The sequence below is a fragment of the uncultured Prevotella sp. genome (assembly GCF_946407605.1).
In the GTDB taxonomy this organism is placed as follows: Bacteria; Bacteroidota; Bacteroidia; order Bacteroidales; family Bacteroidaceae; genus Prevotella.
Genome location: NZ_CAMJOS010000002.1, coordinates 1 through 12920 on the forward strand (window position 1 = coordinate 1; position 12920 = coordinate 12920).

The following is a 12920-nucleotide window of genomic DNA, read 5'->3' on the forward strand; positions in this document are numbered from 1 at the left end:
CCATGCCTCGCCTGTGCATCGCTACAGATACTTACACCAGCACGAAGTGGGACACCAATGAAGACGGTACTCCTAAGGTCGACGATAACGGCAACAAGAAGTTCTGGTCGTCAGACGACAACAACTGGCAGTGGGTATGGGCAGGTGCCTATACGGTTGCCGAGGACGGTGAGAGTGCTACAGGTCAGCGTGCTTGCAACGGCATGGCTACAGCCGCCGAGATGTTCTCGAAAGGCCACTATCTGGGAACTTCCATCACCTTCAAGCCTGATGCAGAAGGTAAGGTACGCATTGGTCTGCAGAAGATTGCTGCCATCGGTAGTGACTGGTGTATTTGGAGTAACTGGAATTTGACCTACTACGGCAAGAACAGTACTAAGCCAGAGACTACTGGCATCGCAGCTCCATTCAGCAATGGCCAGGTAGTTCGCACAGAGTTCTTCAACCTGAATGGTGCTCGCATCAATGCACCACGAAGTGGTGTCATGATCATCAAGCAGACAATGGCCGATGGTACTGTTAAGGTACGAAAGGCTGTGGTGAAGTAAACGACAATCATTCTGAGCGCACATAGGGGTTATTTCCCTTGTGCGCTCAGTTTCTTTCCTAAAAACTGACTTCCCAAACTACCCATTATGACAAAAAAGCACCTGGAGACCTTATTTGTTTCCACCTTATTATATATATGCGCGGGCGCGAGCGCACAAGTGGTCATGAACATCAATTCCGCCCAGCGCGGACCATTGACCAGTCCCTACCAGTGGGGACTTTTCTTCGAGGAGATTAACCATGCCGGTGATGGTGGCCTCTATGCCGAACTCGTGAGAAACCGCTCTTTTGAGGAGTCTCAATATGACAATGGCTGGCAGGCAGTAAGTTCCTCCATCTACCGCCGCACTGCCGAATACACGCCTCTGCTGAACGATGCACAGGACGTTTGCCTCGACCTGTATACCAGTTCCTCTACCAGTGAGGCCCGCAAACGCGGCATCCGAAACGAAGGTTTCTGGGGCATGAATTTTGAAAAAGGCAAAACCTATCATCTGTCGCTCTATGCGAAAGGTAATAACAATAATTATACAGGGCGCGTCTATGCCGCGCTACTGAAAAATGACGGCAAGACTGCCGTCAGCGACACCATTGCCCTGACAGGCGAAGTGTACACCGACAAATGGAATAAACTGACCGCCGAACTTACGGCAAAAGATACAGACCACAGTGGACAGTTGCTGCTGCTGACCAGCAACGGCGGACACCTCTATATCGATGTAGTGTCACTGTTCCCTGACACTTGGAACAACCGGCCCAACGGACTGCGCCCCGATCTGGCACAACTGCTGGCCGATACGAAACCAACATTCCTCCGCTTTCCCGGCGGATGCTTCGTCGAAGGACAGCAAAGCTTCGACGACACCTGGCAGTGGAAGCGCACCATAGGTCCCATCGAACAACGACACGGGCACATGAGCCACAACTGGGGCTACTGGAGCAGCGACGGCCTGGGCTTTGATGAATACCTTCAGCTGGCCGAGGACATGGGGGCTGCCCCACTCTTCGTTGTCAACGTCGGACTGGGACACGGTTGGTATGTTCCCATGGCCGACTTGGACACACTGGTACAGAATACACTTGATGCCATTGAATACGCCAACGGCGACGGCACGACGACATACGGAGCCATGCGAATCAAAAACGGACATCCGGCTCCCTATAACTTGAAATTCATTGAGATCGGCAACGAGAACTATAACTACGACATGGGGTCGAACAGTGACCAGAGCTATCAGTATCCCGAGCGCTACTATAAGTTCTACAAGGCCATCAAAGAAAAATATCCGGAAATCACCACCATCGGCAATGTGGAGGCGTGGGGTACCGACATCCCTACATGGCGCAACGAATACCCAGTTGAAATCGTTGACGAGCACTACTATCGCTCGCACGCCTGGATGAAACAAAACTACAAGAAGTACGACAACTATCCCCGCGATGTCAAAGTTTATAACGGCGAATACGCTGCCAACAGTGGCGGCTACGGCACATATGGCAACCTGAACTCTGCATTGGGCGAGGCTGTCTACATGCTGGGGCAGGAACGTAACAGCGATGTATGCGTGATGGGATCGTTTGCACCCATCTTTACACATGAGAACAACCCTGCATGGGCCTACGACATGATTCATTTCAACTCAGGTTCCAACTTCGTAACGCCCAGCTATCACGTGCAGAAGATGATGGCTCATAATTTAGGCTATCAGAACCTGCTGTGGACAGAAAGCGGCAACAGCATCACGGCCACAACCACGCATCAGGTGGGATTGGCCACATGGGACACACAGGCTTCGTTTGACGACGTCAAAGTTACGATAAACGGCGAGACCATTATTAGCGACAACTTCTCTGCGAATAATGGTTGGACAGACAATGGCGGCTCATGGAGTGTCAGCAACGGTGTGAAGAAACAGACGGGGAGTGGAACCAACAACGATAAGGGTTGTCGAAGTATCTACCTAACGAAATTCGACGGCTCTGCGTATACCTATACGCTTCGCGCCCGCAAGGACGGAGGTGCTGAAGGATTCCTCATCATCTTCGACTATCAGGACGAGGACAACTATGCATGGTGGAACATCGGTGGTTGGGGCAACACGCAGAATGCCATCGAGATATGCCGAGGTGGCTCAAAGGCACAATATAGCAAAGTCAACTACGCAGTGCCCACTGGCGACTGGGTAGATCTGAGAGTGGAGGTTGACGGCAATGTCATCAGTTGCTATATCAACGGCCAGAAGTATCATGAGCTGACGCTTGAATCGGAGCGTACCCTCTATCAGAGCTGTCAGATAAGTGAAGACGGACAGGAGATGATTCTCAAGGTGGTGAACCCCCACGGACAGACGCAACAATTGGTGTTGGACACCGACTTCAGCATTGGTAACGGTACGGTGGAACGACTGACGTCCACATACGGTACTGACGAAAACACCATGCAGAATCCAGATAAGGTGAAGCCATCACCCTTGGAGGGCGTCGAAGGGGCATCAGAACTCATAGGATTTCCTGGACAAAATACAAATGCAGTTTTCCAACTTGACATTCCTGCCTACTCGCTCAATATCTACCGTTTCCCCGTCACGGGACTGCTGGCAGAAGAGCCACAGAAGACCTGGGCCGACTATCCTGAATACGTGGAGGAGGACAAGGACATGGTGGCATATCTCTATGCCCACATGCACGAGACCGGCGAATACACCTGCTATGCGCTGAACACAGGCGGCAACAACTGGAACGACCTGTTAGCGAGCGGCGAAGTGTTTCCCACCTCGCAGTACACCAAGACCGGCGGCATGCGCGATGCATTCACCTACCGCCTAAAGAGCGGCAACGGCTTCATGTTGGTCGGTACCGACATGACGTCGCGCCTTGGATGGGAGAGCAATCACATCATGGACCTTATGCTTTCGCCAGACCTGATTCACTGGACCAAAGAGGTGTTCATTGACCTGGAAACGAATGAGAATCTCGCAGCCATCGGCAAGGCATTAGGACGTACCATGACAGCCGACCTGATGACAGCGGCTTGGGCCCCACAGGTGATCTACGACCCCGTCACAAAGACATACATACTCTATTATAGCGTAGGCGTGAAGGGTGACAAGCATTATATATTCTACCAACAGATTGACGAAGAACTCAACATCCTCTGCGAACCGCGCGTGTACTTCTCACCAGGATATGACATTATCGATGCCGACATTGTGTGGAACGCAGTTGACCAGCAGTATGTCATGTTGTTCAAATGTGAGTCAACAAACGGCTTTGACCGTGCTACAGCACCCAAATTAGTGCCGGAGAAGGATGCTACAGGTACTACTGTTTGGACAGTTACCAAGGATTTCCACGTCGGAGAGAATAATCAGGCCATCGAGGGCATGACGCAGTGGCGTCCCATCGGAGATCTGCGCTGGCGTCTGGCATATATCAATTATAGCGGAGGCTACGCTTACCGCATGCGCTATATGGATGAGCACTGCATGGGCGTTGACCCAGTAGGTCACAATATCAACGGCAACCTGAAAGCCCAACACGGCTGTGTCATGAAGATTACACAGGCAGAATGCGATATGCTGAAAGCCTGGGATCAGGTGGTGACACTGCTGCCGAAGGTGAAGGCTTTCCATGCGGTAAAACCGACCGATCAACACAAGACGGCCATTGAAGCTGCTGAGGCTGCGCTGGCCAACAGCACAACTTTTGCTGAGAATGCCGCTGCCATGCAGAAGGCCTTGGAGCTGCTGAAGGCCTGCGAGACGGATACACGCCAGATTGCCATTGAGGAGGCCGTAAAAAACGGCCATGGCGACCTGACCTGCATGATTGAAAATGCCGATTTCTCAAAAGGAGATGCCGCCTGGTATACCATTAACGGTTTTACGGCGGCCAACGGCTATGTGGCCGAGTTCTGGAACAAGAACTTCTACATGTCGCAAACAATATCAGGACTGCCTGACGGTAACTATGAGGTGGGAGTGCAGAGTTTTTTTCGATATGGCTCGCGGGATGTCGCCTTTCAGGCCCATCGGAACGGAACGGAGCAACTGAACGCCAAGCTGTTTGCCAACAATGCCGAGACACCAGTCATGAGTCTCTATGACAACAGTGCTGCCAAGCGTTACGGCACTGCGAGCTACAACAACTATCCCGATAACGTGACACAGGCCAACCAGGCTTTCAACTCCTATGGCCTATATTACAATAAGGTAGAAACCACCGTTACCAACGGAACCTTAGTGATAGGACTCTATAAGACTGATTGGTTAGACAGTGACTGGTGCTGTTTCGATAATTTCTCACTGACTTACCTCGGTCCACTGACAAGTGTAAAGGCAGTCAGAGACGATAACGGACGACGCGAGGATGGGGTCTATAACCTGAAAGGCCAGCGCCTTCATGATAACGCCGCACAACGAGGCATCTATATCAGCAACGGACAAAAAATAACGATAAAATAACTAAATAACAATTGTATGGAATTCAGATCAATCGCAAGACAAGGTCGCGCGGTGGCCATTGTGACCTGCTGTCTGCTAATGGGAGCCTGGACGGTGCAGTCGTGTAAAGACGAATACACCCTGACAGGTCAACCTTCGTGGTTGGGTAACTCTATCTATGAGCGACTGCAGGAAGATGGCAATTACACCACCCTGCTACGGCTGGTCGACGACCTAGAACAGACGGAGGTGCTCAGCCACTCGGGTTCGAAGACACTCTTTGCTGCCAACGACTCGGCTTTCCAGGCTTGGTTCGCCAACAACAAATGGGGCGTAAAAAACTACTCACAACTCAGCACGGCCCAGAAGAAAATGCTACTCAACAACACGATGATCAACAATCCCTACCTCATCGAGTTGTTATCCAATGTCAGCGGTACGCCACCATTGGAGGGAATGTGCATGCGCCGAGAGACCGCTACGACCATCTACGACTCCGTAGAGATTATTTCACCTGACAAGATGCCGGCTACGGCTGTCTGGCAACGGTTCCGCGACCAGCGCAAGAGCATCCCCATACTGAAAGATGCTACCACGCCGCCCATGATCCACTTCCTGCCGAAGTTCATGGAGTATTACAATATCAACAGCGAAGACCTTGCCGTGCTCACCAATCACCAGGCCACTTCGGCCGACGAGGCATGGGTAAACTCACGCAAGGTGCTTGAGCGCGATATAACGTGCAAGAACGGCTACATCCAGAGAATCGACGGTGTGATAGAGCCAATGACCAACATGGCCGAAGTGCTCCGCCAGCATCCGCAGCTGTCAAAGTGGTCCGCGCTTGTCGACCGTTTCTCGGCACCCTATTATAATGCCACGGCGACACGTGAGTATAACCGTTTGTTCAACAACGAGGACTCTGTCTACACCATGCGCTATCTGAGCAAACGGTCTGAAGGTGGTACGTCGCTGACGGAGAATCCTGACGGAGAGGTGGCTGCCGCACTGCTGACCTTTGACCCGGGCTGGAACCAGTATATGTACAACAACACCATGGGCTACGACCTGCACTATGATGCGGGGGCCATGATAGCACCCACCAATGAGGCGCTGGATACCTGGTGGAACAATGAGGGCAAAGACCTGCAAATGGAATATGGATCGTGGGAGAATGTGCCTAATGCCACGCTGGCCAAGCTGATCAATGTCAACATGCTACCCACATTCACAGAGGCTGTCCCGTCGAAGTTCGAACGGGTGCTGAACGATGCCAAGGAGAATCTGGGCATTGAAGCCCGCTACGTCGACTCATGCTTTATGGCATGTAACGGCGTGGTCTACATGGTCAACAAGGTGTTTTCGCCAGCCGAATATGCGTCTGTGGCCTATCCTGCCCTGGCGCACCAATCGACGATGAACGTAATCTACTGGGCCATCGACCAGTTGAACTTCCTGCCTTACCTATTGTCAATGGACTCGAGATACAGCGTGCTGCTGCCCACCAACGAGGCGCTGCTATGGTATCTCGACCCTGCAACGTATGGGGGCATAGACCGCCTGTCGGGCATGGAGGCGCCAACGGCCTTAGAGTTCTACTATGATGCGTCGAAACCCTTGTCAGAGCGCGTGCAGGCGCGCCGTTTCAACACCACCGTAGATACGGACGGCAACATCGCCAAGGGTGTGCGTACGCAGGCCACTGTAGACCGTAGCGTAATTGACGACCGCTTGAAGCGCCTCATGGACGACCTCATCATTGTGGGCGATGTGGAGGACGGTCACGAATACTATAAGACCAAGGGAGGATCGCTGATTCGTGTCAGCCGCACTGCCGACGGCAGGATAGCCTTCAGCGGAGGCTGGCAGATGGAGCATAACGCAAAACCACTTCCTGTGGAAACCAATGAGATCTATCCCAAGGACAACGGTAAGTCATACCAGTTGAACAACGAGGTACCCATGGGCACACAAAAATCCATTTACCTGACGCTGAAAGGCAACGAGGCCTTCTCGGAATTCCTCACCCTGATTGACAATGACGGTGCCAATCTACTGGGCACAAAACTCAATAATGAATACAATGCAGGACTGTCAGCACAGGGCTCGAAGAATCTCACACTGCTCGATAACTACAACTACACAATCTATGTGCCCACCAACGAGTCGATACGCGACCTTATAGACCGCGGACTGCTCCCCACATGGGATGACTACGAGGCAATGGAAAACGAAGGATTTGCCGACGAGGCTGCCGTTGACAGCGCACAACAGATTATCAAGAGCATCATCGTCAACTTTATCCGTTACCATGTGCAAGACCACAGCGTGGCCATCAACATGGCTCCCGAACTATACGATGAAGACCTGGAGACAGGTGTAAAGACCCCATCTTATGTAAATATCTTCGAATCGATGAAACGTAACTACGATACGGGGCGCTTCTTCGGACTGGAGAGTGACAACAGTAACGGGCAACTGACTGTGAAGGATGTCATGGGCAATGTACGCCATGTGACGAAACAGGACGGGCTCTACAACAATATTTGCCGCGAATACTGGTTTAACGGCTCAGGCAATACGGCCAGAATATTTATGGCCTCTGATGCCGTGGTACACCAGATTGACGCACCACTGTTCTATGAAGAGATGACCCCCTGGCGCGAGCTACTTAAAACCATAAGGAGGAAGTAAAGGTATGAGAACACTGAAATCTATCATAATAGTGCTGGCGCTGTTGGCTACAACAGTTGTCAATGCACAGAACATCACATCGGTCCATGGAACGATAAGTGATGATATGGGACCACTGATGGGAGCAACGGTGTGCGAGATTGACGGCAATGGGCGTATCATCGAATCGACCGTTACCGACCTGAACGGTAACTTCACCATGAAGGTGAAAAACCAGAAGGACAAGATCCGCTTCAGCTTCGTAGGATTGAAAACACAGACCCTACCCATCAACAAGACCACATACACTGTAAAAATGGAGTCAGCCACCACACTGAAAGAGGTGACTGTGAAGTCCAAGCGCCGCGTGACAGGCAACGGACTGCCCATTCCGCAGAGAGAGGTATCGAGTGCCACACAGAGCTTCTCGATGAAAGATGTAGAGGGTATGGCTTTCACGACCGTGGATGAAGCCCTGCAGGGACGTATTGCCGGTCTGGACATCGTGGGCAACAGCGGAGACTTGGGCTCCGGTTCAACAATGCGTCTGCGCGGTGCTTCGTCATTGTCAACGCTGACTAACGCCAATCCACTGATTGTCGTTGACGGCAACATCCGTGAAGTGAGCCTTGACAACTTCGACATGGCTGCTGCCAACAATGAGAAATTTGCAGAATTGCTGAACATCAACCCTGAGGATATTGCGGACATCCGCGTGCTGAAAGATGCCGCCGCCACTGCCATCTACGGTTCACAAGGTGGTAATGGTGTCATCGAACTGACAACAAAACGCGGTACACGCGGTGCACCGAAAATCACCTACTCACTGAAGCTCACCGGCACCTATCAGCCAAATGGTTATCCCATGCTGAGTGGCGACGACTACACCATGCTGCTGAAAGAGGCTTACTTCAATCCTTCGCAGGATGACGTTGCTTCTGCCACCATCAGCGAGATCAACTATACCCCGACATTCTCAGAGTATGAGCAGTATAACAACAACACCGATTGGCGCGATGCCATCACACAGTGGGGTCTGCGTCAGAACCACTACGTCACTGTCAGCGGTGGCGGCGAGAAAGCCTCGTTCCGCATTGGTGGTGGATTCGACCATGAGACCGGTACCATCATCGAACAGAAACTGAACCGTTTCTCAACGCGAGTGGCACTGGACTATAATGTCAGTGAGCGTATCCGTGTCAGTACCAACTTCGCACTGACGTACACCAAGAATGACAAGAACTGGGTGTATAATACAGGCGATTGGGTGAGCTTCAAAGGCGACGGCGAAGGTCTGTTGGCATTGGCGCTGAAGAAGATGCCAAACATGAGCATCTACGAACAGGATCCCTTGACGGGTTTAGACACCGATACTTACTACATGATGCTGCAGAACGGCTCAAGCATCTTCGACGGCGACCAGAAGAAATATCCCAACCCCGTAGCCAGTGCTCATCTGGCCAAGAACCAGCAGCGCACTTACGACATGACCCCGGAGCTCATTATCCAGTATCAGCTCTTAGGCATGGATGAAGACCACTGGCAATTGAATTGGCGCGGCTCGGTGTATATGAATATCTATAATGAATTCAACAACCGCTACTATCCGCAGGAGTTGCGTTCTGTGAAGTGGGATAATGGATCTGGCGTGAACGCCACCTATGACGGATCATCGGAAAGCGTATCGATCAACACCAAGCAGACATTGACACTCATTCCTGCCTTCAAAAACAAAGACCACTCTGCATTGGCCCTTGCCCGATTTGAACTAACCAGCGGCTCTTCTTCCGGTCAGTCAGAAGACAAGAAGGGAGCTGCATCAGGTATTGATGGTTCAGATGCCGGTGGCCAGATCAGTAATATGAGCAGTTGGTACAATCAGTGGCGTTCCATGTATTTCACCTTCTCGGCTCACTATGCCTACAAGGGCCGCTACATTGCCGATTTTACACTGCGTGCTGATGGTACCACCAAGTTCGGCCCAAACAACCGTTGGGGATACTTCCCGTCGGCATCGCTGAAATGGATTGTCAGCGACGAGCCTTGGATGGAGAAATATAAACCCACGCTGTCGATGCTTGCCATACGTCCCAGTTGGGGACGTGTGGGTAACCAACCCAACAAGGAGTACTTGTACACATCGAAGTATGGAGTCACCGATAAATACATTGACAAGAGTGCCATGTACCCCATCAACATCCAACTGACAGACCTGAGGTGGCAAATGGTGTCAAGCTATAACCTCGGTTTAGACTTGGGACTCTTCGACGACCGACTCACCATGGCTGTTGAATTATACACATCAACCACATCGGACATGCTGCTTGAAAACTACCGCATTCCATCCAACTCTGGTTTTGCTACCGTACCGTACCACAACAACGGTAAGATGCGAAACACCGGTTGGGAATTCCATATCAACACCCGTGATCTTGTCAAGGTGGGCAAGTTCACCTTTGACCTGAATGCCAACTTCGGCAACAACCGCAACGAGATATTGGAGATGGACGAATATGTACTTAACAGCCTCAACTCTACTTTCGGCTATTCCAACAGCGAAACACTACGCCGCGTGCAACTGGAAAACCCGTTAGGTGCCATCTACGGATTCCGCTACAAGGGGGTCTATCAGTACAATTACTCTACCTTCAACAAGATGAGCGACAGCCAGCGGGAAGCGTTCCTTCAGTCGGGGAAGACAGCACCCGTCGGTCTCAGCGAGGAGGGTGAAATCATCTACGATGCACAAGGCAACCCGCTCCGCATGATATATAACTACACCAACGACGGAACGGGCAAAAACTACCGTTTCTGCGGTGGTGATGCCATTTATGAGGACATCAACCACGACGGTCAGATCAATGCCCTTGATATTGTCTACCTCGGCTCTTCACTGCCCAAGCTGACGGGTGGTTTCGGTTTCACCTTCAACTATGGCGACTGGCGATTGACCACTCAGTTCAACTACCGTTATGGCAACAAGATTCTGAACATGGCACGTATGAATGCTGAAGCTATGATTGGCAACAACAACCAGAGTCAGGCCGTAAACTATCGTTGGCGCAAGGAGGGCGATGTAACGAACATTCCACGTGCGATGTACGGATCCACATCGAGCTACAATACACTGGTCAGCGACCGTTTTGTGGAAGACGGCAGTTACCTCCGTATGAGCTATGCTCAGATATCATATGCCATCAAGAAGAAGTATCTGAAGTGGATCGGTCTGTCACGTCTCTCACTATATGCCAGTGTGAACAATCCATTTGTCATCACGAAGTACTCTGGTGTTGACCCTGACATCTCTGCCCGCGGCTACGATCCCGCCATCGACTGGGCTCAGACACCACGTTCACGCTCCTTTACCCTTGGTATCACAGTAGACTTTTGAAGCATTGAAAAATTGAAGAATTGAAAAATTGAAGTTTATGATGACCAACAGAATATATAACAAGGTAATGACAGGAGTCATCTCTTGCCTCTTACCTCTCACCTCTTATCTCTTTATCTCCTGTTCCGACTTTCTGGAGATAGAGCCGTTGAACGACATCGTGCTGAATAACTTCTGGAACGAGAAGGCCGATGTCGACGGCATCATCGCAGGCTGCTACTCCGGCATGCAATCCGATGCCATGATACGTCGCATGATCATTTGGGGAGAAGCACGTAGCGAGAATATCGGTGCCGGACTGAACAGTACCAACGATGCCAATCTTCTGAACGTGCTAAACGAGAATATTATGGCCACTAACGGCTATACTTCATGGGAGTGTTTCTACAACATTATCAACCGCTGTAACACCGTCATCAAGTATGCACCCCAAGTGGCAGCCAGCGACCCCAGCTATTCCGATAGCGAATTGCAGGCAAACATTGCAGAGATGGTGGCACTGCGCTCACTGTGCTACTTCTACTTGATACGTACGTTCCGCGATGTGCCCTACTCCACCGAGGCCTACACCAACGACGACCAGAGGATGGATTTGCCAGCCACAAAGTTCGACGTAGTGCTCGATTCACTCATCAACGATCTGGAACGTGTAAAAGGCCAAGCCGTGAAGTATTATCCTACCACGACCCCACTCTATCAGACGGGACACATCACACAGGATGCCATACATGCCATGTTATGCGAGATGTATCTGTGGAAGAAAGACTACCAGCAGTGCATTAACTACGCAGACAAGGTCATCGCGTCAAAGAAGACCATGGCCGAGGAAATTTTGGCCATGAGCGGCAGTTCCAGCAGCACCCTCGGCAGTTCTACGGGTTCCAGCAGTGCGACCGCTTTCGAGCGCTATAACGGATTCCCGCTTGTGAGTGAGCAGGTTACGAGTGGATTCTACGGCAATGCCTATTCCACGCTGTTTGGCCGGGATGTGGAGTCCGAACAGGCAAAGGCCCGTCAGGAGATCATCTTCCAGTTGGTGTTTAAGGATGACCCAAGCGGCAACAGTATGCTTGCAAACTCGGCCGTCAACGTCTTTTATGGTAACGCCAGTGCAATGCGCGGTTATCTGGCACCATCGGACTATGTGATTGACGACATCGCTAAGGAAAGCGGACGTACCATTTTTTCCGACAAGAACAAGAATATTGATGCCCGCATCTATGAGAACTGCAACATATTGACTAAGAGCATCAACAAGTACACCTCGCAGCAGGTTCTCATTCAGGCTGCCGGTTCGTCCAGTTCACCGACGTCTCTTTCCTATTCCGGCATATACGCTGACGGCAACAATGGTGCCAATTGGGTCATCTATCGCCTGACCGACATCATGCTGCTCAAGGCCGAGGCACTGGCGCAGACCATGCGTGAAGGCAGCGACAACGAGACCGTAGCCTATAACGCACCGATTCTGGCACAAGCTTTCAGTCTGATCAACGCCGTCAACAAACGCGCCATCTGTCAGACCACCCTGCAGGATACGCTCGTGGCCACCGACTACAACACAAAGTCGCAGATAGAAGAACTGGTCTTTCAGGAACGTCAGCGTGAACTGATGTTCGAGGGCAAACGCTGGTACGATCTGGTGCGTCGCTCTCAGCGCGACGGCAACACGCGGGCACTGGTCAATGCCGCCCTGCGGAAGGTTACCACTGGCAGCTCGCTCATCCAGAACAAGCTGACAAAGATGGATGCCATCTACTGGCCTTACAACAACGATGAAATCAAGGTTAACAAGAACCTGGTGCAGAATCCCGCTTTCAGCAGCGGAGAAGACAGCAGCTACCAGAATAGCAACTGATCTTGAA

General features: G+C 51.4%; 4 protein-coding genes and 1 pseudogene. All 5 read left to right on the forward strand.

Annotated elements, in window-relative coordinates:
* Positions 1-548: pseudogene (locus Q0R57_RS01015) on the forward strand (hypothetical protein); the annotation flags it as partial.
* A gap of 165 nt (positions 549-713) precedes the next feature.
* Entirely contained in the window at positions 714-5012 is a 4299-nt protein-coding gene (locus Q0R57_RS01020) for an alpha-L-arabinofuranosidase C-terminal domain-containing protein (RefSeq protein ID WP_294743026.1), read from the forward strand.
* Between the two features lie 15 nt (positions 5013-5027).
* A complete protein-coding gene (locus Q0R57_RS01025) occupies positions 5028-7685 on the forward strand; it encodes a fasciclin domain-containing protein (RefSeq protein ID WP_294743027.1) in 2658 nt (885 codons plus the stop codon).
* 4 nt (positions 7686-7689) lie between these two features.
* Positions 7690-11055: a SusC/RagA family TonB-linked outer membrane protein gene (locus tag Q0R57_RS01030; RefSeq protein WP_294743031.1), complete on the forward strand. Its 3366-nt coding sequence runs from the start codon at positions 7690-7692 to the stop codon at positions 11053-11055.
* A 37-nt stretch (positions 11056-11092) separates the two neighbouring features.
* A complete protein-coding gene (locus Q0R57_RS01035; protein ID WP_294743033.1) occupies positions 11093-12913 on the forward strand; it encodes a RagB/SusD family nutrient uptake outer membrane protein in 1821 nt (606 codons plus the stop codon).
* Positions 12914-12920 lie beyond the last annotated feature (7 nt).

Excerpts from the sequence above, each read along its gene's own strand:
- Q0R57_RS01035 (WP_294743033.1), top strand. The coding sequence starts at position 11,093 with ATGATGACCAACAGAATATATAACAAGGTAATGACAGGAGTCATCTCT.
- Q0R57_RS01030 (WP_294743031.1), top strand. The coding sequence starts at position 7,690 with ATGAGAACACTGAAATCTATCATAATAGTGCTGGCGCTGTTGGCTACA.
- Q0R57_RS01020 (WP_294743026.1), top strand. The coding sequence starts at position 714 with ATGAACATCAATTCCGCCCAGCGCGGACCATTGACCAGTCCCTACCAG.
- Q0R57_RS01025 (WP_294743027.1), top strand. The coding sequence starts at position 5,028 with ATGGAATTCAGATCAATCGCAAGACAAGGTCGCGCGGTGGCCATTGTG.